Source organism: Caproicibacter sp. (assembly GCF_046707225.1).
Classification (GTDB): Bacteria; Bacillota; Clostridia; order Oscillospirales; family Acutalibacteraceae; genus Caproicibacter.
Genome location: NZ_JBJKOP010000036.1, coordinates 159199 through 181687, shown reverse-complemented (window position 1 = coordinate 181687; position 22489 = coordinate 159199). Strand labels below are relative to the sequence as shown.

Here is a 22489-nt window from a genome sequence, read left to right as displayed (position 1 = left end):
CCCTATTTGAACAAGCGGGTAAAAAAGCCGCCCGTCGTCGCCCGGTTGTCCGTATAAGACATGGATGTGATTTCTCCGTCGAGCGTCAGCTCTCCGGAATCAATATTGAGTTTATCAATATGAAGATTCGCACCGTGGATGACCAGTTCTCCCAAATCGGTGTAGGCCACCACCGTCTGTTCGTCAAAGCTGTCGACATTGGATACGCCCGTTGCGGTCAGTGTCCGACGATTTTCCAGGATGAGGCTGTGCGGCGTTTTCACCGTTTTCTGTTCGGCCAAAGTTATCCCTCCCGCTTCGTACTGTTTCATTTGTATGCGAAAGCGGTTGGACATATACTAATGCTCCGCGGGGCCCTCCGAAAGAATTTGGTACAGGTCGGATGCCTGCCCCTTTCCGACGGTCTCGCTGATGCTGAGGACCTTTGCCCTGATGCTGCGGGATCCCAGCCCGATTTCGATCAGATCGCCTACCTTGACTTCATAAGAAGCGCGTGCCGGTTTTGAATTGACAAGGACGCGGCCCGCGTCACACGCTTCGTTCGCAATGGTCCGGCGTTTGATTAGTCTTGACACCTTTAAATATTTGTCGAGTCTCATTGTTTTCCTTCCGATAAATCAACGGGGCTGTAACAGAAACCCTCTGCTACAGTCCCGAATGAATTAAATATCTATTTTAGATGGAGGTTGAATCCTTAAATGCCTTACCCGCCTTAAATGCCGGAACTCTTGACGCGGGAATCGTGATGGGGGAATTGGTTCTTGGGTCGCGGCCCTGGCGCTCGCTGCGGCTGCGAAGCTCAAACGTTCCAAAGCCCACGATCTGGACCTTTTCGTCTTTGGCTACCGTATCAACAATGGTGCTGAGCATTACATTTACAGCATTGTCGGCATCCTTTTTCGAAAGCCCGGCCTTTTCAGCAACAGCAGAGATTAATTCAGTTTTATTCATATTATTGACCTCCGTTTTTTATTATTCAACAGCAATCGCTGAGAATTTCAATCAATTCCTGTCGGCGGATTGTTTTCCCGTTCTTCAAACTTCTCGATAAACCGGTCGCAGGCTTCTGATAAAGCCTGTTCGGCTTCCAACTGCAGAATACCCGAAAGCTCTGCTATGGAGAGCAGAAGCCGACCCAGTTTTTCCATTTGCTCCTCTTTTTGTCCGGTTTCAGCGGAAAGAGCCGCCTGCTTCGCGTTTTCCTGCAGGGCCTCCAACGCACCTGCAAGGCTTTGCGGCTTGCCTTCCGCTTTCGCAGCCTTTCTGCAAACCTTCTGAGCGCGCATCAGTGCGGGAAGGGCCTTGGACACGCCCCTGAGCACCTGTGTTTCGGTACTGCGGCCTTTTTCTTCTTTCTTGATTGCTTCCCAGTTTAGAAGAACCTCTTCACTGTTTTGAGCGGTTCCGTTCCCGAAAACGTGAGGATGGCGGAGAATGAGTTTCTTGACAATTCCGTCGACAACATCCGAAAAGGAGAAGCCGCCGTTTTCCTCTTCCATTCTGGAATGAAAAACAACCTGAAGAAGCACGTCCCCCAGTTCTTCCTGAAGAAGCACCTTATCATCTGTGTCGATCGCTTCCGCAGCTTCATAGGCTTCTTCCAGAAGATTGTTCCGGATACTTTGATGGGTCTGTTCACGATCCCACGGACATCCCCCCGGGGACCGAAGAATTTCCATAATATCTAACAGATCGCCTATAGTATATGTTTCTTTAAGTTGAAAATACAATTCTTTCTATCTCCTGCTCTGTCATACTCTGGAAACCCGCTTTTATTCTACCTTATCCAATGACGTTTTTCAAGTATTTTCACAATTTTTTGTCCCTTTGGCAGCATTATAATATCCTGCCGGTTCAGCGCGCGGAACCAAAGGATCAAGAAAAGATAAAGAAACGCGGCGGTCAGGATTGCAAGGATGGTTGCGAAGTCCGCGGGAATGATCTTTGCCGCGAATTTCTGAAGTGCCCAAGCGACCCCGACGCTAATGCCGGACGCCAGCAGCGGCTTGACAAAAATCGTGAACAGATTCGGCATCACCTTTGTTTCCCGAATCAGAAAATACAGGGCAAGGAAGGTGATCAGGAAATAGCAGACCAAGGTGCCGGTTCCAGCGCCCATGACATTGATTTCGGGAATTCCGACCAGCGTATAGTTCAGGACGATTTTAATCACCAGCCCGACAACCAGCAGTTTTACCGGAAGGTCAACCCGGCCAATCGCCTGCAGCATACTGTTGATCGGTGTGCTGATGGAAGCAAAAATTGCGGCGAGGCCAAGGACAATCAGAATTTTACCCGTAATCTCCGGCGCATTTTGAGCCCGGAACATCAGGCGGGCAATCGGCGTGGAAAGCATTGAGAGCCCGATGCCGGCCGGAAACGCAATCAGCGTCACCATACGCAGAACAGATTCAACGCTGTGCTTGATCCGTTTCGGGTCCCCCTGCGTCCAGGCAGCCGTTACGTTGGGCAGCGCGCTGACTCCAAGCGCCTGCGTGATTCCAGGCACCAGCATGAACAGAAGCGTCGCATTGCTGAAACAGCCGAACAAAAAAGACGGAACCAGATTCAGCTGGATATCCGACTGAGGGATAATTCCCCGGTACATGTTGAGCAGAACATCCGGGCTGCTGTCCATAATATCCTTGATTCTCATCTGCAGGAACGTGCTGTCCACCAAAGTGGAGAGGTTCACTGCGAGAGATCCGAGAGCAACCGGAATCGCCGTACGGATCAGTTGAGAGGAAGTCACCCGCATCGGCCTTGGCCTTGGGGAGTGCATCAGCATCTCGCGGGAAATGCCGTCGCCGTTGATGCGGTGATAGGACCAGAGAAACAGGAAGCCGATCATTCCGCCGAGCGTGACGCCGAAAATCGCGCCCGCGGCGGCATACGGCAGCGTGGCAAGCTTCGCATAATCTTCCGATTTGACCGCGGCGCCGAACACCGTTCCGGCCGCGGCGTACTCCCGCATCCCTTTCCAAACGATGAAGGCCGCGGCGGAAAGCCCGAAAATCAGCTTGCACAGCGCCTCGATGACCTCGGAAATGGCGGTCGGGTACATGTTGCGAAGGCCCTCGTAGTACCCGCGGTAGATCGACATCATGCTGGTAAAGAAAACCGCGGGAGCCAGCACATAGATCGCCAGCAGCGCGTTGTCAGGATTTCCGCTGAGCACAAAGTTGGCGTAGGGCCTCGCGCCGAAGAACATGATGGAAAACGACAAAAGTCCGAGAACCAAAAAAATGCGGATGGACGCCCGATGAATCTGCCGCACATCGCGGAACCGCCCGCGCACCGTGTTTTCCGAAACAAGCCGTGAAATCGCGATCGGGAAGCCCGCCGTTGCCAGGCTGTATAACGGAGCGTAAAGAGAATAGGCGTTGGAAAAATAGCCGTTTCCGGTCGGGGTCAAAATCCAGGTCAAAGGGATCTTAAACAACGCGCCGATGATTCGCTCAATAGCCATCGCAACCATCAGGATCAGGGCTCCGTGAAGAAAACTCTGCCGCTTAACAGCGGAGGCTCTCCTATGTTCCATTGCAACACATCCGTTTCCAAGATCGGTCACTTACTTAACAAACAAATAAACTATAAGATATTATACTGCGGGTTTCAAGAGCCTATGAAAATAAAAAAAGAGGGTTTTACACCCTCCGGCCCGAATGATCGGCCAACCGCCGCAAAAGGCAGCCGAACCCGGGGCCTTTAAAACATCGCAGGGAAAGGAGCTGCCGTTTTCATTCAACGGCAGCTCAAATGTTTCCCTCTTCTGTTGCTAAGATTAATCGTTTGACAGCTTCTGCCCGCATTTGCTGCAATAAACCGAGCCCTGGGTGTTTTCCTGCCCGCAGTTTTTACAGACCAGTTTCGCACGCGCCGCAGACAGTTGGTCATTGACTGCGTCCAACTGCTCATAAAGATCGTCAATCGCCGTGACGCTCTCGGCAATTAAATCGGACGTATCATTGCCGGTTTTCTTTGCTTCGTAAACCGTGCGGCCGATTGCCTCAAACCTTTTGGAAATCTCATTATTTAAATCTGCCGCGCTGATTCTCAGCTTGGAAACATCGACAATCTGACTGGCCTTTTTCCCAACGACGTTCACTGCCGTTCTGGCATTGACTACGACATCTTCAAACAGTCCCATAACAGCACACCTCTTTTTCATTTGTTCTATTATACCACCGGATGGATTGCAAATGCAACCATGCGCACTAATAAATACCGCCGCCGATAAATTCCCGCAGGATCGAATCTTTGGGCACAAGACAGCTGTCAACCGGTTCAAACCGCTCCAGCGCGTTCAGCAGCGTTTGCGCGGTCTGACAGCCTGGGTCCTCCTCCGGTACGGTATGTAGGAGGGCGACGGCCTGGTCTTTCAGCACACACGGTTCATGCGCATGGTAGGAATTAATGGTGTAATCGGCGGAGGCCCGGAACGGTTTGATATATTCGCGCTCTCCGTTCATTACGTTGCCCCACATGCCGAGTGTCAACCACGGCGGTGCATTGCGGAAGTTGCGGTCCCGAACGATCCTGCGAACAAGGCGCATTTCATTCGGCCCGAGCAGCTCGCCTCCATCGTCGCGGATGCCCTGTTTCACGCTGATATATATTCTCCTGATGCGTTCGGACGGCAGACCGCCGATCAGGATGGGGTTCAGCGCGTGTATCCCCTCCACAATTGCGATTTCGCGGTTTTCCAACACGACCTGACGACGATGCGGGTACGGCAGATGAATGGAAAAATCAAAGACAGGCATATTGCAGCGCCCGTTTGTAATCAGTTCCCCAAGACATTGCATGATTTCCGGCACATTCAGCGCTTCCACGCATTCGTAGTCATGGCTTCCGTCCGGCAGCACCGGTGCCTGATGCTCCCCGCGGTAAAAGTCGTCCAGGGAGATGATCTCCGCGCCCGTGCCCTTTTTCCGTAGTATCTCCGCCAGCCGGTGCGCGGTTGTCGTCTTGCCGCTCGCGGACGGGCCGGCCAGCATGACCAGCCGGCACGGCGGATCTTCCTTCATAAGACTGTCGGCGATTTTGATCAGGCTGTCCTGATACGCCTTTTCAGCAGCGGCTACAAACACCGAAGGATCCTGCCTGACCGCCTGATTAATCTGCAGGACGCTGTTCTGATACTCGATAAAATCAGTCCGCAAGGCCGTCATAAAATTCCTTCACCCTATCTTTCCTTGTCATCATTTCCGAAAAACGGCTGATATATTCATAAGGATATTTGAAGTTAAAGATTCTCTCCAGGCGATCCGACAACGGGTCGAACAGTTTGGAAACCGCGCCCGCTCCACAGGCCAGAATCGTTTCTTTCTCTTCCATGATGAAAACGTTGTAGTATCCTTCAAACCCCGCCTTTGACCAGCCGGTGTTTTCAAGATTGCCCACCATACGGCTCTGCCGATAAAGATAATACGGCAGATAGCCGCTTTTCAAGAGGGCCGAGTCCGCATAAGCCAGCATGTTCTGGGCCGTCTTTGCATCGCCGCTGTAAGGCCCGGACGGGTCCAGCGACAGCTTTGCCGCGCGTTTCAAGGCAAGCGTGTGTACTGTAATATTCTCCGGGCCCAATTTCACGACGCCGTCCAGAGTTTTCCGAAAGCCTTCCGCGCTGTCCTTCGGCAGCCCCGCGATCAAATCCATATTGATATTGCCGAACCCGCATTTTCTGGCGAGCGCGTACGCATCATATGTTTGCGTTGTCGTGTGTGCCCGGCCGATTGCCCGAAGCACCTCGTCGTTCAGCGTCTGGGGGTTAATGCTGATCCGGGTCGTTCCGCTTTCCAGAAGCGCACGGAGCTTTTCCTCCGTTACGGTGTCCGGCCGGCCGGCTTCCACCGTGAATTCCCTACAATGGGAAAGGTCAAAGCTGTCTCTGACCGTATCCAGCACCTGCCGGAGCTGTTCGGCGGACAGGGTTGTCGGCGTTCCCCCGCCCACATAGACGGAATGGCAAATCAGTCCGAGCTCAGCTGCTAACTCCGCCGTGCGGCGCAGCTCCGCGCACAGCAGCTTCACAAAATCCGGAACAAGACGGAACGCCTTTTCCACCGTAGTTGATACAAAAGAACAGTAAGCACATCGCGTGGGGCAAAACGGAACCGAAATATACAGGCTGAAAGAGCGGGGGCTCGGGATGGAAAGAATCTCCTTCTGGTTTTGGCTCGTCATACGGCACAATTCCGTTTTTTCGGGCGAAACCAGCAGTTTTTTTTCAAAATATCCGACGGCATTCTCTTCTCCCATGCTTTCGGCAAGGCGGGCAAAAAGCTTGACCGGCCTGACTCCGGTCAGAATTCCCCACTGGGGGCGAAAACCGCAGGCGGACGACAGCAGCCGGTACAGCAGCACTCCCATACGCCGTTCCACTTCACGAGGATCGGACGCTTCTTTTGCGGAAAGCAGTTCTTCCGCTTCCCGTTCGGCCCCGTTCAGCTTCGTCCGTACCCTGATCCGCATCCCTTCGGTGCAAGACTCGGTTCCGGTATACACATCCGCTCCGTCATCCGGTTTTACTGCGGAAACAATCTTCTGATCCGGGAAAAAAACGCGGCACAGATTTTCCATTTCATATTGATATTCGTGTCCGTCAATACAAAGGGTCATGCGCATCCATCCCCAGAAAAGAATTGTTTTTCCGTTCATATTCCAGCGTACTTTCCGGACCGTGGCCGGGGTAAACATGAAAATCCCCCGGCAATTTGGCAAGCTTGTAGAGAGAATCCATCATCTGATGGTAGCTGCCGGTCGGAAAATCCGTCCTGCCGCAGCTCAGCTTCAACAGTGTATCGCCTGTAAAAAGAGCGTCTTCCACAAGGAAGCAGCACCCGCCCGCGGTGTGGCCGGGCGTGTGAATCACTCGGATTTTCAGTTTCCCAAGTTCAATCTCGTCCCCATCGCCCATCGGATCATCGACGCGGAACTGCTGAACCTGCGCACCGTAAAAAATTCCCGATGCGTTCAGCGAAGGATCGGAAACAAACATGAGTTCATCCGAATGCAGATACACCTTTGCTCCGGTTAATTTCTTTACCTTTGCAACACCGGTGATGTGGTCAAAGTGTGCATGCGTCAACAAAATGGCCTGCACTTTGTCCTGTCCTGCCGCAAGAACGCTTTCGGTCAGGTCTTCGCTTTCAAATCCGGGGTCGATCACGGCGGTCAGTCCCGTTCGGTCGTCCGTGAGCAAATAGCAGTTTGTCGGAAGAGGCCCACCGGTAATTCTGGTTACTTTCATTGTATTCCTCCTTGCGGGAAAACGGTCCGGCTACGGACGGCGTACGGTTAAGACTCCTTTTATTTTGGAAAGGCGGTCGATGATATTCCTCAGCTGATCCAGCCCGTTGATGGTAATGGTCGCGGAAATGACGGCCTTGCCGTCTTTTAATTCGCGGGAATTCAGCGAATGGATGAAAAGGTGCATATTGAACAGCTGCTGCGTAATATCAACCAGCAGCCCGGAGCGGTCCTCCGCCGTTATTTCAAGGGTGGATTTGAATTCTTCCTTCACCTCGCCCGCCCAGTGGACACGAACCCACCGTTCCGGTTCCGCCGCCTCGGTCAGGTCTTTCGGAACATTGGAACAGCTTCGCTTGTGTACAGAAACGCCGAAGCCCCTCGTGATGAAACCGATGATTTCGTCGCCCGGCAGAGGATTGCAGCAACGGGAAATCTTAATCAGGCAGTTGTCCATTCCCTCCACAATAATGCCCGCGTTCGCATGGCTGACGGGCCTTTGGGGCTTTTCGGCAGCAGGAGCGGCCGGCACGGAAGCCTGCCGTTCTTTCTGGGAGGTCTCCCTCAGTTTCGGAAGGATCTTCCAGATCTGCACCCCCCCGTAACCGATGGCGGCATAAACATCCTCCACTGAATGACAGTTGTGCCGGGGACCGATCTTTTCCAGAACATTTGCAAGCTCTTCCTCGGACAGAACAATATTGTTCCGTCTCAGTTCCCGGTCCAGCTCTGATTTACCTTCCGCAATATTTTCATCCCGTCTTTCATGCTTGAACCATGTGCGGATTTTATTGCGCGCCTCGCTGGTCTGAACGATCTTCAGCCAGTCTCGGCTCGGCCCGTGCGCTTCCTTGCTGGTCAGGACCTCGATGATTTCACCCGTTTTTACCCGGTAATCAATCGGAACGATCCTCTTGTCGACTTTGGCACCCGTCATGCGGTTTCCGACGGCGCTGTGAATCGCATAGGCAAAATCAATGACGGTTGCGCCGGCCGGAAGGCTAATCACGTCGCCGCGCGGCGTGAAGACAAACACTTCCTCCGGAACCAGGTCGGATTTGATCATCCGCACCAGATCGGTCGCGTCTTCGCTGTCCTTTTCGTTGTCCAGCATCTGGCGGATCCACGAAAGGCGCTTCTCAAACTGATCCTGCCCTTTGGCGGAGAGCCCCAGCTTATATTTCCAGTGCGCCGCAATCCCGTATTCCGCAGTATGGTGCATTTCCCAGGTGCGGATCTGCACTTCAAACGGAATTCCTTCCGAGCCGATGACGGTCGTGTGCAGGGACTGGTACATGTTCGGTTTCGGAGTTGAAATGTAATCCTTAAACCGGTTCGGAATCGGGCGGAACATATCGTGAATAACGCCAAGTACGTTATAGCAGTCGTTAACCGTGTCGACAATGACCCGAACCGCGTAAATGTCATAGATTTCGTCCATGGTTTTTCCCTGGACAAACATTTTGCGGTAAATGCCGTTGATGCTTTTTACACGGCCTTCCAGATACACATTCGGAATGATAGTGGATACGCGCTCGAAAATCTTTTTCTTTGTCGATTCTATAAATTTAGTCCGCTCGCCGGAGCGCAGTTCCAATCCGCTTTCAATTTCCTGATAAGCCATCGGATCCAGAATCCGCAGCGAAAGGTCTTCCAGTTCTTCCTTCATTGCCCGGATTCCAAGACGGTGCGCAATCGGGGCGTAGACCTCCATATTTTCGAGAGCCTTGTCCCGCTGTTTCTGCGGCGGCATAAACTCAATGGTTCTCATATTGTGCAGCCGGTCCGCAAGCTTTACGATGATGACGCGGATATCCTCGCTCATCGCAATCAGCATCTTGCGCAGATTTTCGGCCTGCTGTACCTCGCGGGAGGAATACGGAATGCGGCCCAGCTTTGTCACGCCGTCCGTCAGCCCGGCAATTTCCGCTCCGAAATCCTTCTTGATCTGATCCAGACTGATGGGAGTGTCTTCCACAACATCGTGAAGCAGTCCCGCCGCAACGGATTCCGAATCCATGCCCAGTTCAACCAGAATACAGGCCACCGCGACCGGGTGGGAAATATACGGTGATCCGGAAAGACGCTTCTGGTCCCTGTGCGAACTTTCCGCCAGCCAATACGCACGGGTTATGACATCCAGATTATACTCGCGCTCGCTCGCACGAATCAGAGACAACAAATCGTCAAAGGTCTTCAGCGGCCATGCCATTCTGCTCACCTGCCTTTTCAAATAGCTCCAGAGAACGAATGATTTCAGAATCCGTCAGATTGATTTTTCCGTTCTGCGGGATCAGCTTAACCCGGTATGTATCGGCGTCTCTTTCCAGACGAATTAATCCCCGTTCCGCGAAAACATCCAACGCCGTCAACAGCTTTTCCATGCCCGGCGCCGGCCCGGGAATGCGGGGCAGCAATAGCTCCGGCGCACCGGAATATCCGTTTTTCCCCCTCAGCACCCGATAAATGCTCGCAAACTCCTCGCGTTTCGGCTTCATCCGGGCGGCCTCCTCCGAAGAGAGCGGCTCGCCCCGGCGGAACCGATCGTAAAGGTTCCGGCCCTGAATCACTCCGTCCATGTCCATTCCCGACAGCTTCATGTCGCGGATGACAATCGACAAGAGAATTCTGCCCGCGTATTCCCGTTCCTGAAGCGTAACAGCCAGGTCGACCCTGTCGCCGCAGCGATAGCTGAATTCCTCCAGAGTCGTTCGGAATCTCATGCAGCGAACCGTGCAGGAGTCCCTGCTGACACTGACGCGCAGATGCTTGCCTCCGCCGACCGGTGTAATATCGGTGATTGTCACATCTTTCAGACCGAATACCGGTTCCGGGTTCCCGGTTCCGAACGGTTCCAGATACCGCATGGCCTGCGTGATTTCCAGCGACAGCTCCCTCGGTGCCAACAGGCAGTCAATGGAGAGTACCGGCGCCGGCATCGGCTGCCCGAGTCCTGCGGCGAACGCGTTGATGCGGGCGCGGAATTCGCCGATTTGACCCGGCGGCAGGGAAAGCCCCGCAGCCATCGGGTGGCCGCCGAACCTTGTCAGAAGATCGCGGCAGGAATACACGGCGTCAAACAGGGAAAAGCCTTCCACGCTTCTTCCGGAGCCGCGCGCCTCGTTTTTCGAACGCGAAATAACAATGCACGGTTTCCCGAAACGGTCCACAATCCTTGCCGCTACGATTCCGATCACGCCGTGGTGCCAGTCTTCCCCGTCCACCACGAGAACGCGGTCGTAAAGCAGCGCCGGTTCCCGGCGGAAGCATTCCTCTACTTTTTTCAGAATTTCGTTTTCAACGTCGCGCCGATAATCGTTGTCTTCACAGATCTTGCCGGCAAGGAATGCCGCTTCCTCCTGAGATTCCGAAATCAGAAGCCGAACGGCCTGATCCGGAGACTCCATCCGCCCCGCCGCGTTAATGCGCGGAACCAGAATAAAAGCCACCTGCCCGGCGGAAAGCTCTTTGTTTTCCAAACCGGTCTGCTCCAGCAAAGCCCTGAGGCCGGGGCGGTCCGTTCTGGGCAGGTAACTCAGCCCCGATGAGACAAGCGACCGGTTCTCCCCCGTCAGCGGAACAATGTCCCCGATGGTCCCGATTGCAACAAGATCGCCGTAATTTTCAAGCAGCGATTCCAGATCGCCTTCCGGGCCCTCCAAGGCCTGAATCAATTTAAACGCAACGCCGACTCCCGCAAAATCACGGTAAGGCGCGCCGCTGTCCGCGCGGCAGGCATCCACCACCGCGCGGGCGGGAGGTAAAACCTCCCGCGGGTGATGGTGGTCCGTAACAACCGTATCGATCCCGAGACTGTTCGCATAGGCGATTTCATCCACGCTGGAAATGCCGTTGTCCACAGTGACAATCAGATCGACTCCCTGCTCGTGCAGCGTATCGACCGCCCCCATATTCAGTCCGTAGCCCTCTCCTTCCCGCTCCGGGATGTAATAGATCACATTTCCCCCGCAGGATTCCAGGTAAGAGTACAGCATCGCCGTGGCGGTAACGCCGTCCGCGTCGTAATCGCCGTAAACGGCGATCTTCTCAAAGCCGTCCAAAGCGCGGGTAATCCGTTCCGCCGCCTTCTCCATATCCGAAAGAAAAAAAGGGTCGGAAAAGGATGCCGCGGAAGGCTCCCGGATTTCATCCGTCATACCCCGCGCCTCCAAGAGCGCGGCGACGGAACGCGGTATTTTCATTTCTTCTGCAATTTGGGAAGCGGCGGACTCGTCGCAACGACGAATCCGCCATTTTTTCACACTCAATCGCCACACCTGCCCCATATTTGATTATTTTAGCATTCCGAAAGCATTTATTCAACTTTTTCTTTCCGGCAAGTACAAAAACACCGGTCGCGGCAGGCAAAAATAAAAAAGAAGAGGGCGGACATATTTGTCCGTCCCCCCCGGTTCAGCCAGATCAGCCCTGAGAACTCTGGCTCTGGTATTTCTGTTTTGCCTGTTGAATTTTCTGCTGCTGGGCATCGGGAACATTGTACCAGCCGCGCTTTTTCATGGTGTCGAAAACGTCGGACTGAATCTGGTGCTCTTCGGAAAGAATATTCAGAAATTCATCCCTGACATTTTGCGTAACACATTCATTCGTGTAAGTGTTGTAGGTGTCCGTCATATATTTCTGAGAAGCAAGCGCATCATCCATGAGTTCTCTTTCCCCCATGGGGCTGCTGACCTGAGTACCGCTGACTTGGCCCGGATTCTGATTGAAATTCATCCTGAATGTTCCTCCCTTTTAAGAATTTAAAAATCCCATTAGTTTGTCGAAATGGCACTGGTGCTTCTGCGCAATTGAGCTGCATTTCTGCTTGAGCTCCTGGTCGGAGCACATCTGTGAGTACGCGTTGTACTTTGTAATCAAGACATGCTCATGAGCGAGCTGATCTTCAATTGCCGAAAGCTCTTTTTCAGAGATCATCTAAAAACACACTCCTTTTTAAAAATTGTGTTTTTAGTATCCGGCAGAATCAAGCTTTTATACGTTGCCAGACGTTGTCTTTCGTAAATCAGGCGGTCTATGTAGCCTGCCGCACCGGTTCCTGTTCGTTAAGGCCGAAGCTGATAGACAAGGCCTGATCCACCATTAACATCGCCTTGTTGTCAAGACGTCCCATCCGTTCTTTCAGTCTGTGCTTATCAATTGTCCGCACCTGCTCAAGCAGCACGATGGAATCCTTTGCAAGTCCGGTCGTACTGGCATTGAGCATGATGTGCGTCGGCAGATTCGCCTTTGAGCGCTGACTGGTGATTGCGGCGGCAATCACGGTCGGGCTGAACCTGTTCCCGATATTGTTTTGTATAATCAGTACCGGCCGCACTCCGCCCTGTTCGGACCCTACCACCGGACTGAGATCGGCGTAATAGATATCTCCTCTTCGAATATTCATTTTTTCACACTCCGAAAATAAATGATATAGCAGATTTTGGATTTCCGCGAATAGTATTGACATTCTTTGAAAGATTTATTCGTTCTGCGGAGCCTGTTATATAATATTAACGGAGTACCTTTGTTGACAGTAGCAGCCGCCGTACTCATCAGATCAAATTGAAAATCAAAACCACGCTTTGAACGCGTGGTTTGCACAGCCTTAAAAGGACCATATTAGCAGCACACGCCTCAAGACGTATCGAAAAAGGTCTTCAATCGCATCGCTTGCCCTGCGACTTCTAAAGCAGTTACACTCGGCAAAATCAGCTCTGAGCGGAAATAAAATAATTGTCACTTTGCTCAATGCTGGAAGCTAAAGTTTCTACACCGGTGAAATCTAAAAATAAAAAACCGTTGAAAAACTCAACGGTTTCTAAAATTTACAAAATTTTTTAATCTGGTTCAGGGTCAAGATTCAAACCCACTTCAATCGTTTTTTCCGCGTAATCGTAAAAATCAACCGTAACATTGCATTCCGGCACGCTGAGCGTCTTTATTTTTCCGGTCTCGGGGTCGGCCGTCAGCGTGTAATCATACCCCGCGTTTCCGGAAAACTCATTGTCATGGGTCGGAGTCAGGGAGCCCGGCTTTTCCGCCTGGTCAAGAATATGTACCATCACGGCCGCGAAAGAATCCTGCGGAAGCACGCAGTCTTTGCCGCCCGCGGCAAGCCCCTGAAACGTTGCCGTAAAACCGTCGCCGTTCCAGTTCCAGCAAAGTCCCTCCGGCCCGCCCGAAAGAATCTCCAACGCCGCGTTTTCCGGGCCAAAGCGCTGAAAAGAACATGTGACGCTGCCTCCCGAATAATGCACGTTTGCTTTACAATCAAGTTGAAAGTCCAGATCCTCGACACCGATTCTGGACTTTGCGCAGCCGCCCAGCAGCAGGCACAGCGCGGCGGCTGCGGCTATCATATTCCGGCGCACCGGCATCCCCCCCAAAAAAGCGGGCGGAACGCAGCTACCGCCCTAATTCCAAAAACAGCTCCGGCAGCTTTCCGATCAGGTCGGTCGGCAGCATGGCGCATTGGGACAAATTTCCCGCACAGCGGTCCCCGGCAAGGCCGTGCAGATACACCGCGCCGGCAGCCGCAGCAAACAGGTCGACCCCCTGCGCCGCAAAGGACGCGATCATACCCGCCAGCACATCGCCGCTTCCGCCCTTGGCCATCCCAGGATTTCCGGTTGTATTCCGATACAGCTTTCCCTGAGGTGAAACAACCAGGGTTTCAAAGCCTTTCAAAACCAGAATAACCCCAAACTCCCGTGCAAACGAACGGGCAAACAGTTCCCGGTTTTTCTGGACCTCTTCCGGGGTGGTCCTCAGAAGACGCGCCATTTCGCCGGGGTGGGGTGTCAGCACAAGCGGAGCGCGGGCTGTTTTCAGTTCATCTATATGCTCCGACACAATATTTATTCCGTCTGCGTCAAGGACAAGCGGAACATTCGCCTTCTGAAGAACTCTTGAAACCATTCTTCTCGCAAAAGGGCTTTTCCCAAGGCCGCAGCCGACAAGGCACGCGCTCGCCCGGGACAATGCCGAATCCAGTGATTCCAGGTCCCGGTCCGCCAAGCCTTCGTCCGGCGAGGCGTCAAGCAGCGTAAACACCGCTTCCGGAGCAAGGGAAGCGACAATCGGATAGATGGAACGCGGCAGGGCTGTCTCCACAATTCCGGCGCCGCACCGAAGCGCGGACAGTGTGCTCATCGCCGCCGCGCCCGCCATTCCTTCGCTGCCGCAGACGCACAAAAGCCGCCCGTAGCTGCCCTTATTGCTCTCCGGCTCGCGCGGCTTCAGCATATCCAGAAGTATTTTTCTTCCCTCCGGTACGTCCCGCTCTTCCGAAATTTTCATCTCTGATTTTTCATTCCAGCCGACCACCGTGGCGGCGGCGGTTTCAGCGGTATGTGTCACGCTGACGGAGAACCGCATTTTTTCAGCCAGATGAGCCGCCTTCCCCGACAGTTGAAGCTTCGGCCCGCCGTTCGGTCCGCGAAGAAGCTCCGCTTCCCGCAGGCAAAATCCGCTCAGGCCCGTCCCAACCGCTTTGGAAAACGCTTCTTTCGCGCAGAAGCTGGCGGCGACACTTTGAGCCGGAAAACCCCGCAGGGCAAGCTGTTCATACTCCGTTTTCCCAAGAATTCTCGCACAGAACAAAGGATTTCGCATGGATTTTCGGATCCTGGCGATTTCAACCAGATCAGTACCGATTAAAAGCATCTCTCGCCACCTGCCTCGGCAAGAAAGGCCGAATCGCCGTCAGCGTTTTTTCATCCGGGCTGAAAACGACCAGAACATTTCCCAACTTGGAATCCCGGGCACAGAAATACCACGCGCCGGAACCGTCTTCCCGTTCCGATGCGACGATGCGGGAAGCAAAACTCTTTTGCAGCAGCTTCTGCGCATCATATTTTCCCATTTCCTCCACCGTATGGGCATCCACGGAAATGACCCGTTTCCGTTTCCGTTGATAAATGATTTTATCGACCGTGATATCGCCGTTCGTCACGCTGTATTCAAATTCTATGCTCCGCGATGTGATCAGATAATAGGCGCCGTAGCAAACCCCTGCCAGAACCAAGATAGCGATCGGCGGCAGAATGATCACGGATAAAAGCACAAGGATGATTCCAAGCACAATAATTCCGAAAATAAACAAATAATCTTTTGTCCCGAATTTCTTTTTAATCAGCTGCTCCACAAAAACGTCCATTCTTCTCCCCCTGACAATTCTTTTCCCTTATTTTAGCACAGGGATGAATTCTTTACAATGAATGCCCTCCATTTTCCTCGAATTCCTGCGCAAGCCGGCTTCTGCGGATATTTTTCTTGCATTCGGACAAAATCCGTGTTATATTATGTTTTACAGAAATCAAACGCTGTGATAAAGGAAGTAACCTTTCTTTTCTTCCGCGCAGAGAGAGCGTGTCACCGGCTGAAAGCACGTTTGCGGATAAGACTGGCGAAGTTCCCTTTGGAGCGGTGCGGCTGAACCATTTGCAGTAGGCCGCAACGGGCGGCACCGTTAGCAGGCCGTCAGAGTACAAATACAGGGTGGTACCACGGAGCTTTGCGCTTTCGTCCCTTGCGGGAGGAAAGCGTTTTTTATTTTTTCACCGAAAGAAAGGATGAAGCCGAAATGAAAGAACAGCTGGAGCTTCTGCGTAAAAAGGCGGAAACGGAGCTGAACCAGGCACAGGACCGCCAAAGCCTTGAAAGCCTGCGAATCAAATATCTTGGAAAAAAGGGCGAATTGACCGCAATCTTAAAACAGATGAGAAACCTGTCTGAACAGGAACGGCCTGTCATCGGGCAGTTCGCGAATGAGCTTCGCACGCTGATTGAAAAGGAACTTACGGACCGTGCAAAGGAGCTTCACGAGGCCGAAACCGCGCTTCGGCTGAAAATGGAGGAGATCGACGTCACCCTGCCGGGCAAGCGCCACAAGCTCGGTCACCCTCACCCGCTGAATCTGGAGCTGAATGAAATCAAGGAGATCTTTGTCGGAATGGGATTCGACATTGTCAGCGGTCCGGAAGTGGAATTCGACTATTATAACTTTGAAGCTCTGAATATCCCGAAAGACCACCCCGCGCGCGATACGCAGGATACGTTTTACATCAACGACAACATTGTCCTGCGGACGCAGACTTCACCCGTTCAGGTGCGCACGATGGAAAAACAGAAGCCGCCGATTCGGATTATCTCCCCCGGCCGCGTCTATCGCTCCGACGCCGTCGACGCGACCCATTCCCCGCTGTTCCATCAAATTGAGGGACTGGTCGTCGATCAAGGAATTACCTTTGCAAACCTGAAGGGCACTCTGGAAACTCTCATCCGCCGGATGTACGGGGAAAATTCCGTCGTGCGGTTCCGTCCGCACCACTTCCCGTTCACGGAGCCTAGCGCAGAAGTCGACGTGCAGTGCTTTCACTGCCACGGCGAGGGCTGCCGCCTGTGCAAGGGAGAGGGCTGGATTGAAATTCTTGGCTGCGGCATGGTTCACCCGAAGGTACTCTCAAACTGCGGCATCGACCCGGAGGAGTACAGCGGCTTTGCGTTCGGCATGGGGCTGGAGCGCCTTGTCATGCGCAAATACAAGGTGGACGACATGCGTCTCTTTTTTGAAAACGACGTTAGATTCCTGAATCAGTTTTAAGGGGGAATTGAAATGGATTTGTCAATGAAATGGCTCAAGGAGTTTGTAGAGCTTCCTGATATGCCGATCCGCTCTTTCACGGAAGCGATGACGATGAGCGGCTCCAAAGTTGAAGGCTGGCGGAAAGAGGGCGGCGAAATTCAAAACGTCGTTGTCGGAAAGGTTCTTTCTCTGGAACGTCACCCGGATTCCGACCACATGTGGATTACAATGACCGACGCCGGTAGCGGGGAACCGCTTCAGATTATCACAGGAGCGCAGAACCTGAAAGTCGGCGACCTGGTTCCCGTCGCGCTTCACAATTCGTGTCTGCCGGGCGGCAAAAAGATTAAAAAGGGCAAGCTGCGCGGGCTGGAAAGCAACGGCATGCTCTGCTCCCTTTCGGAACTCGGGTTAACCAAACACGATTTTCCCTATGCGATTGAAGACGGAATCTTTGTCATTCAGGAGGACTGCCGTCCAGGCCAGCCGATTCAGGAGGCAATCGGTCTTGACGACACCGTCGTGGAATTCGAAATCACCTCCAACCGGCCGGACTGTTTCTCCGTTATCGGCCTTGCCCGCGAAGCCGCCGCCACGTTTCATAAGCCGCTGAAGCTTCACACCCCCGCCGTCAAAGGCGGGCACGGTTCCGGCACGGAGATGGTAAGCGTTTCGGTGGAAGCGCCGGACCTTTGCCCCATGTATTCCGCGCGGGTTGTGAAAAACGTCAGGGTCAAGCCCTCACCGCGCTGGCTGCGCGAACGTCTCCGTGCGATGGGCGTGCGCCCGATTAATAACATCGTCGATATTACAAACTATGTCATGCTGGAATACGGCCAGCCGATGCACTCGTTTGACTACCGGTTTATCCAGGGGCATAAAATCACCGTGCGCCGGGCCAAAGAGGGTGAAAAAATCACGACGCTGGACGGAACCCCCCGCACGCTGCGTAAAAAGAATCTTGTGATCGCGGATGAAAACCGGGCCATTGCCGTTGCGGGCGTGATGGGCGGCGAAAACAGCGAAATTGTGGATGACACCACGACGATCGTCTTCGAATCAGCTTGCTTCAAGGGCCCATCGGTCCGCACAACCGCGCGCGACCTCTGCATGCGCACGGATGCTTCCTCCCTGTATGAAAAAGGGTTGGACCCCAACAACTGCATTCCGGCGCTCGACCGCGCGTGCGAACTGGTGGAACTGCTGGATGCCGGCGACGTGACCGACGGCATTCTGAAAGACAGCCATTTTTCCCCTGAGCGCCGCAGGATTCGCCTTGAGCCGGACTGGACCAACCGTTTTCTCGACATATCCCTAAGCGCGGAGAAAATGAAAACAATCCTTTCCAAGCTGGACTGCGAATTTGACGGCGACGAAATTCTGGTTCCTTCTTTCCGGCCCGACCTGGTTCATAAAGCCGATATCGCGGAAGAAATCGCGCGTTTCTACGGCTACGACAAAATTGCATCCACCGCGCTCAGCGGCGGCGCCCAAGGCAAATACACCGCCGGGCAGAAATTTGAAAAGCTGATTGGCGACACCATGTTGGCGCTCGGGGCAAGCGAAATCATGACGTATTCCTTTATCAGCCCAAAATATTACGATAAAATCCGGATGCCCGCAGATTCTCCGCTGCGGAATTCCATCGTAATTTCAAATCCGCTTGGCGAGGACACCGGCATTATGCGCACAACCGCTCTGCCTTCTATGATGGAGATTCTCTCCCGCAATTACAACAACCGAAACGACTCCGCGTGCCTTTACGAGCTTGCGACGGAATACCATCCGACTTCGGCGGAGCAGCTGCCTGAGGAAAAGCTGGAGCTGGTCTGCGGAATGTACGGGAACGGCTCCGATTTCTTCACCGCAAAGGGTATGGTCGAAGACCTTCTGGAAAAACTTAATGTAACAGAATGGGACATTTCCGCCGCGCCGGAAGAATTCGCCTATCATCCCGGCCGGTGCGCCGCTTTAACCATTGGCGGCAATCCTCTGGGTATCATTGGGGAAATTCACCCGAAAGTAATGGAAAACTACGGGATGGATTGCAGGGCGTTCAGCTTTACGCTCGATGTGGATTCTCTGTTCCAAAACGCCGGCATGGATAAAACCTACCGTCCGCTTCCCAAATTTCCGGCCGTGGCAAGGGACCTTGCCTTAATCTGCGAGGATAAAATTCCCGTTATGTCTCTGGAAAAGGCAATCCGCGCCGGGGCGGGCTCCCTGCTTGAACGAATCGAACTGTTCGACATTTATCGCGGAGAACAAATTGAAAAGGGCAAGAAGAGCGTCGCGTTCCGAATTGTGCTGCGTTCTCCGGACAGCACACTGACGGAAGAACAGATTACAGCGGCGATGAACCGGGCCATTAAGGAGCTTGAAAACATCGGAGCCATCCTGCGCTCCTAGTGATTTACAATTTATTTCTTGCATTTCCTCGCACGTTGTTGTATGATGAACAATACTGGAGGTGTTCCTATGCTCGATAAAACGGTGACTTTTTCTCTTGAAAGCGACCGGGAGGAAGGCATTAAGAAAATCCTCACAACTGTATACGACGCTCTGAAGGAAAAAGGATACAACCCCATTAATCAGATTGTGGGCTATATTCTTTCGGAGGACCCCACCTACATTACGACTCACAACAACGCGCGGAGCCTGATTCGCAGAATTGACCGCGACGAGCTTTTGCAGGTATTGGTAAAATCTTATCTGGGCGAATAAAGCCCAAACGAATGAAGAAGAGGAGGTCGACAGCGAATGGCAGATAAACAAAATGACGGTGAACCGCAGTTTCCAACCTATAAGGGAAAACCGTTGGTGCGCTGCGGAGATGTGATTTATTACGGAAGCATGAAGGACCGTTATGTCGTCAGGCTGGAAATTAAGAGCAAGAAGAAAGTAAAGGATATGGACGTGGCGGATCGGGTTGGCATTCAGCTGATGCTGACGGATCAGACTGTGCGGAACCGGAAACAGATTGTAAAGACCAGCGAAAAAAATGGTCTTTATCTGGCCATGGATCTGGCGGATGTCTGGCTCAGCAGAGCGCTGTCAGAATAAAGTTTAAAAACACAAATACAGGCCCGCAAAAACACTCAACTGTTTTTGCGGGCCTTTCAGCCGGAAGAGCAGCGCGGCCTCTCAAATCAGGAAGCAGCGCGGCTCTTTATTTCTGCATTTTATTTTCCGATATCATTCCGATAGTGCGCGCCCTCAAAATGAATTCCGGACACGGCCCGATACGCTTTTTCCAGCGCCCGGGGCAAATCCGTGCCAAGAGCCGTTACGCCGAGCACGCGCCCGCCGCTGGTGTAAAACTTCCCGTCCCGATACGACGTTCCGGCATGGTAGACCGTAGCGTTCTCCGCCTGCCCGTTTTCATCGAGGCCGGTGATTTCAAAGCCTTTTTGATATTGAACCGGATACCCTCCGGATGCCATGACCACACACGCACAGGCTTCGTCGCTCCATTCGATCGGCTGCTGTTCCAGTTTTTCATCCACAACGGCTTCCATAATCTCGAGAAGGTCGGTTTTCAGCCGCGGAAGCACCACCTGAGCCTCCGGGTCGCCAAACCTGGAATTGTATTCGATCACCTTCGGGCCGTCCGGCGTCAGCATCAGACCAAAATACAGGCAACCCTTGAACGGGCGGCCTTCTTCGTTCATCGCACGAACCGTCGGCAGGAAAATTTCTTTCATGCAGCGTTCGGCAAGCTCCGGCGTGTAGTACGGGTTCGGGCTGATTGTTCCCATTCCGCCGGTATTGGGGCCTTTGTCGCCGTCCATCGCGCGTTTGTGATCTTTGGAGGAAACCATCGGGCGAACGCATTTCCCGTCCGTAAAAGCAAGGACGGAGACCTCCGGGCCGATCAGAAACTCTTCAACAACCACACGATTTCCGGAGGACCCGAAGACCTTATCTTCCATAATCGTCTTAATTCCCGCCTCCGCCTCTGAAAAATCGGAGGCAATGATTACGCCCTTGCCAAGCGCCAGTCCGTCCGCCTTGATGACGGTCGGAAATTTTCCGCGACTACGAATCGATTCAAGCGCCCTGTCCGGTTGGTCGAACACTTCATAATCCGCCGTTGGAATTCCGTATTTTTTCATCAGGTGTTTGGAAAACACCTTGCTGCTTTCAATCTCCGCCGCATTCGCTTTTGGGCCGAACGCCCGGATTCCCGCGTTTTCCAGCGCGTCCACCATTCCTGCCGCAAGCGGATCATCCGGCGCGACAACAACCAGATCGATTCGATTCTGCTTGGAAAAGGCTATGACGCCTGCAACATCCGTCGCGGGAATCGGGACGCATTCGGCGTCGCGGGAGATTCCGCCGTTTCCAGGCGCGCAGTAGATTTTTTCCGCTTTCGGGCTTTCTTTTAGTTTTCTTACTAAAACATGCTCGCGGCCGCCGCCGCCGATGACCAATATTTTCATGATTCTCCCCGCTTTCGTTTTCAGCCGTTCAGTGATGAAACAGGCGAAGGCCGGTGAATGCCATTGCGATTCCGTATTGATCGCAGGTTTCAATCACGTTGTCGTCGCGGATCGAACCGCCCGGCTGCGCGATATAGGAAACGCCGGACCGGTGCGCACGCTCAATGTTGTCCCCAAACGGGAAAAACGCGTCGGAGCCAAGGGACACGCCGGTCTGCCGGTTCAGCCAGTCCCGCTTCTCCTCCCGTGTAAGCGGTTCCGGCCTAGCCGTAAAGAAGTTCTGCCAGACTCCTTCCGCAAGCACATCCTGAGAATCCTCAGAGATATAAACGTCGATGGTATTGTCGCGGTCCGGACGGCGGATATCGGCGACAAACGGAAGCCCAATCACCTTCGGGTGCTGACGCAGCAGCCAGTTGTCCGCTTTATTCCCCGCAAGGCGCGTACAGTGAATTCTGGACTGCTGTCCGGCGCCGACACCGATGGTTCTTCCGTCCTGCGCGTAGCACACGGAATTACTCTGCGTATATTTCAGCGCGATGAGGGACAGGATGAGGTCACGCTTCGCTGCATCCGGAATCTCTTTGTTCTTTGTGACGATATCCGTTAACAGGTCAAGGCCAATCGGAGCTTCGTTGCGGCCCTGCTCGAATGTGACTCCGAACACATCCTTATGCTCGACCGGCTCCGGTCTGTAATCCGGGTCGATTTGAATGATATTGTATGTGCCTTTTCGCTTTGACTTAAGAATTTCCAGCGCCTTTTCGGTGTATCCGGGGGCGATCACGCCGTCGGATACTTCCCGCTTCAGCACAAGGGCCGTCTGTTCGTCGCAGACGTCCGACAAAGCCGCAAAGTCGCCGTAAGAGGACATCCGGTCCGCGCCGCGCGCCGCGGCATATGCCGACGCCAGCGGAGAAAGCTCCAAGTCGTCCACAAAACAAATCTTTTTAACCGTGTCGGACAGTTCAACCCCCAGCGCCGCTCCCGCAGGGCTGACATGCTTAAAGGAAGCAGCCGCCGGCAGACCGCAGGCCGCCTTCAGTTCCCGCACCAGCTGCCAGCTGTTGAACGCGTCCATAAAGTTGATATAACCGGGGCGGCCGTTTAAAATTTCAACGGGCAGCGGTCCGCCGTTTCCCATAAAAATTCTGGCGGGCTTTTGATTCGGATTGCAACCGTATTTCAGCATCAGTTCGTTTGCCAT

Annotated in this window: 23 protein-coding genes and 1 other annotated feature; of the genes, 4 read left to right on the top strand and 19 right to left on the bottom strand. The window is 53.4% G+C overall.

The annotated features are described in order from the left end of the window. Positions 1–2: 2 nt before the first annotated feature. From yabP to ACLQ3M_RS09955, 17 genes are all read right to left on the bottom strand, one after another. On the bottom strand, positions 3–281 hold the full coding sequence (gene yabP / locus ACLQ3M_RS10035; RefSeq protein WP_411677545.1) for a sporulation protein YabP: 279 nt from the start codon (positions 279–281) through the stop codon (positions 3–5). Positions 282–338: 57 nt separating this feature from the next. Beyond that, complete coding sequence (locus ACLQ3M_RS10030; RefSeq protein ID WP_066642398.1) at positions 339–599, bottom strand: RNA-binding S4 domain-containing protein; 261 nt, start codon at positions 597–599, stop codon at positions 339–341. A gap of 76 nt (positions 600–675) precedes the next feature. Continuing rightward, the gene (locus ACLQ3M_RS10025) at positions 676–951 is read right to left on the bottom strand and encodes an HU family DNA-binding protein (protein ID WP_066642400.1); all 276 of its coding nucleotides are present in this window, start codon (positions 949–951) and stop codon (positions 676–678) included. 47 nt (positions 952–998) lie between these two features. After that, positions 999–1730, bottom strand: coding sequence for a nucleoside triphosphate pyrophosphohydrolase (mazG, locus tag ACLQ3M_RS10020; RefSeq protein WP_411677544.1), 732 nt, complete (start codon positions 1728–1730; stop codon positions 999–1001). A 47-nt stretch (positions 1731–1777) separates the two neighbouring features. Then, positions 1778–3541 (bottom strand): polysaccharide biosynthesis C-terminal domain-containing protein, encoded by a 1764-nt coding sequence (locus ACLQ3M_RS10015; protein ID WP_411677543.1) that lies wholly within the window; start codon positions 3539–3541, stop codon positions 1778–1780. A gap of 243 nt (positions 3542–3784) precedes the next feature. Then, on the bottom strand, positions 3785–4150 hold the full coding sequence (locus tag ACLQ3M_RS10010) for a zinc ribbon domain-containing protein (RefSeq protein WP_411677542.1): 366 nt from the start codon (positions 4148–4150) through the stop codon (positions 3785–3787). Between the two features lie 67 nt (positions 4151–4217). After that, positions 4218–5174, bottom strand: coding sequence for a uridine kinase (locus ACLQ3M_RS10005; RefSeq protein WP_411677541.1), 957 nt, complete (start codon positions 5172–5174; stop codon positions 4218–4220). Next, positions 5155–6624 carry a coproporphyrinogen dehydrogenase HemZ gene (hemZ, locus tag ACLQ3M_RS10000; protein WP_411677540.1) on the bottom strand — a complete coding sequence of 490 codons (1470 nt, stop codon included), beginning with the start codon at positions 6622–6624 and terminating at the stop codon, positions 5155–5157. The genes ACLQ3M_RS10005 and hemZ overlap by 20 nt, the downstream gene beginning before the upstream one ends. Then, positions 6608–7255, bottom strand: coding sequence for an MBL fold metallo-hydrolase (locus ACLQ3M_RS09995; RefSeq protein ID WP_411677539.1), 648 nt, complete (start codon positions 7253–7255; stop codon positions 6608–6610). The genes hemZ and ACLQ3M_RS09995 overlap by 17 nt, the downstream gene beginning before the upstream one ends. A gap of 30 nt (positions 7256–7285) precedes the next feature. After that, a complete protein-coding gene (locus tag ACLQ3M_RS09990; protein ID WP_411677538.1) occupies positions 7286–9466 on the bottom strand; it encodes a RelA/SpoT family protein in 2181 nt (726 codons plus the stop codon). After that, positions 9441–11516: a single-stranded-DNA-specific exonuclease RecJ gene (gene recJ / locus ACLQ3M_RS09985; RefSeq protein WP_411677764.1), complete on the bottom strand. Its 2076-nt coding sequence runs from the start codon at positions 11514–11516 to the stop codon at positions 9441–9443. The genes ACLQ3M_RS09990 and recJ overlap by 26 nt, the downstream gene beginning before the upstream one ends. A gap of 160 nt (positions 11517–11676) precedes the next feature. After that, entirely contained in the window at positions 11677–11988 is a 312-nt protein-coding gene (locus ACLQ3M_RS09980) for a spore coat protein (protein WP_411677537.1), read from the bottom strand. A gap of 18 nt (positions 11989–12006) precedes the next feature. Further along, on the bottom strand, positions 12007–12189 hold the full coding sequence (locus tag ACLQ3M_RS09975; protein ID WP_066642434.1) for a ferritin-like domain-containing protein: 183 nt from the start codon (positions 12187–12189) through the stop codon (positions 12007–12009). A gap of 97 nt (positions 12190–12286) precedes the next feature. Beyond that, entirely contained in the window at positions 12287–12658 is a 372-nt protein-coding gene (locus ACLQ3M_RS09970; RefSeq protein WP_066642437.1) for a type II toxin-antitoxin system PemK/MazF family toxin, read from the bottom strand. Between the two features lie 433 nt (positions 12659–13091). Further along, positions 13092–13625 carry a hypothetical protein gene (locus ACLQ3M_RS09965; protein WP_411677536.1) on the bottom strand — a complete coding sequence of 178 codons (534 nt, stop codon included), beginning with the start codon at positions 13623–13625 and terminating at the stop codon, positions 13092–13094. Between the two features lie 34 nt (positions 13626–13659). Beyond that, positions 13660–14919, bottom strand: a complete 1260-nt coding sequence (locus tag ACLQ3M_RS09960) for an NAD(P)H-hydrate dehydratase (protein WP_411677535.1) — start codon at positions 14917–14919, stop codon at positions 13660–13662. Next, positions 14900–15412, bottom strand: a complete 513-nt coding sequence (locus ACLQ3M_RS09955; RefSeq protein WP_411677534.1) for a DUF6106 family protein — start codon at positions 15410–15412, stop codon at positions 14900–14902. The genes ACLQ3M_RS09960 and ACLQ3M_RS09955 overlap by 20 nt, the downstream gene beginning before the upstream one ends. Positions 15413–15571: 159 nt before the next feature. Next, positions 15572–15788 (top strand) — a binding site (T-box leader). A gap of 50 nt (positions 15789–15838) precedes the next feature. Between ACLQ3M_RS09955 and pheS the strand changes: the two genes are divergently transcribed. From pheS to ACLQ3M_RS09935, 4 genes are all read left to right on the top strand, one after another. Beyond that, a complete protein-coding gene (gene pheS / locus ACLQ3M_RS09950) occupies positions 15839–16858 on the top strand; it encodes a phenylalanine--tRNA ligase subunit alpha (RefSeq protein WP_411677533.1) in 1020 nt (339 codons plus the stop codon). Between the two features lie 12 nt (positions 16859–16870). Then, on the top strand, positions 16871–19249 hold the full coding sequence (gene pheT, locus ACLQ3M_RS09945; protein WP_411677532.1) for a phenylalanine--tRNA ligase subunit beta: 2379 nt from the start codon (positions 16871–16873) through the stop codon (positions 19247–19249). A gap of 69 nt (positions 19250–19318) precedes the next feature. Continuing rightward, the gene (locus ACLQ3M_RS09940) at positions 19319–19564 is read left to right on the top strand and encodes an IreB family regulatory phosphoprotein (RefSeq protein WP_411677531.1); all 246 of its coding nucleotides are present in this window, start codon (positions 19319–19321) and stop codon (positions 19562–19564) included. Positions 19565–19600: 36 nt separating this feature from the next. Beyond that, the gene (locus ACLQ3M_RS09935; RefSeq protein WP_411677530.1) at positions 19601–19903 is read left to right on the top strand and encodes a hypothetical protein; all 303 of its coding nucleotides are present in this window, start codon (positions 19601–19603) and stop codon (positions 19901–19903) included. A 119-nt stretch (positions 19904–20022) separates the two neighbouring features. On the opposite strand, the gene purD is transcribed toward ACLQ3M_RS09935, so the two are convergent. Then, a complete protein-coding gene (gene purD / locus ACLQ3M_RS09930; protein WP_411677529.1) occupies positions 20023–21282 on the bottom strand; it encodes a phosphoribosylamine--glycine ligase in 1260 nt (419 codons plus the stop codon). A 28-nt stretch (positions 21283–21310) separates the two neighbouring features. Continuing rightward, complete coding sequence (locus ACLQ3M_RS09925; RefSeq protein WP_411677528.1) at positions 21311–22489, bottom strand: phosphoribosylaminoimidazolecarboxamide formyltransferase; 1179 nt, start codon at positions 22487–22489, stop codon at positions 21311–21313.

Coding starts and splice junctions, on each gene's coding strand:
- ACLQ3M_RS09970 (WP_066642437.1), bottom strand. CDS start 12,658: ATGAATATTCGAAGAGGAGATATCTATTACGCCGATCTCAGTCCGGTG.
- ACLQ3M_RS10005 (WP_411677541.1), bottom strand. CDS start 5,174: ATGACGGCCTTGCGGACTGATTTTATCGAGTATCAGAACAGCGTCCTG.
- ACLQ3M_RS10010 (WP_411677542.1), bottom strand. CDS start 4,150: ATGGGACTGTTTGAAGATGTCGTAGTCAATGCCAGAACGGCAGTGAAC.
- ACLQ3M_RS09955 (WP_411677534.1), bottom strand. CDS start 15,412: ATGGACGTTTTTGTGGAGCAGCTGATTAAAAAGAAATTCGGGACAAAA.
- ACLQ3M_RS09940 (WP_411677531.1), top strand. CDS start 19,319: ATGCTCGATAAAACGGTGACTTTTTCTCTTGAAAGCGACCGGGAGGAA.
- ACLQ3M_RS09975 (WP_066642434.1), bottom strand. CDS start 12,189: ATGATCTCTGAAAAAGAGCTTTCGGCAATTGAAGATCAGCTCGCTCAT.
- ACLQ3M_RS09935 (WP_411677530.1), top strand. CDS start 19,601: ATGGCAGATAAACAAAATGACGGTGAACCGCAGTTTCCAACCTATAAG.
- pheS (WP_411677533.1), top strand. CDS start 15,839: ATGAAAGAACAGCTGGAGCTTCTGCGTAAAAAGGCGGAAACGGAGCTG.
- purD (WP_411677529.1), bottom strand. CDS start 21,282: ATGAAAATATTGGTCATCGGCGGCGGCGGCCGCGAGCATGTTTTAGTA.
- pheT (WP_411677532.1), top strand. CDS start 16,871: ATGGATTTGTCAATGAAATGGCTCAAGGAGTTTGTAGAGCTTCCTGAT.
- ACLQ3M_RS10025 (WP_066642400.1), bottom strand. CDS start 951: ATGAATAAAACTGAATTAATCTCTGCTGTTGCTGAAAAGGCCGGGCTT.
- ACLQ3M_RS09960 (WP_411677535.1), bottom strand. CDS start 14,919: ATGCTTTTAATCGGTACTGATCTGGTTGAAATCGCCAGGATCCGAAAA.
- ACLQ3M_RS09925 (WP_411677528.1), bottom strand. CDS start 22,489: ATGGCAAACGAACTGATGCTGAAATACGGTTGCAATCCGAATCAAAAG.
- ACLQ3M_RS09980 (WP_411677537.1), bottom strand. CDS start 11,988: ATGAATTTCAATCAGAATCCGGGCCAAGTCAGCGGTACTCAGGTCAGC.
- hemZ (WP_411677540.1), bottom strand. CDS start 6,624: ATGACCCTTTGTATTGACGGACACGAATATCAATATGAAATGGAAAAT.
- ACLQ3M_RS09995 (WP_411677539.1), bottom strand. CDS start 7,255: ATGAAAGTAACCAGAATTACCGGTGGGCCTCTTCCGACAAACTGCTAT.
- ACLQ3M_RS09990 (WP_411677538.1), bottom strand. CDS start 9,466: ATGGCATGGCCGCTGAAGACCTTTGACGATTTGTTGTCTCTGATTCGT.
- ACLQ3M_RS10030 (WP_066642398.1), bottom strand. CDS start 599: ATGAGACTCGACAAATATTTAAAGGTGTCAAGACTAATCAAACGCCGG.
- ACLQ3M_RS10015 (WP_411677543.1), bottom strand. CDS start 3,541: ATGGAACATAGGAGAGCCTCCGCTGTTAAGCGGCAGAGTTTTCTTCAC.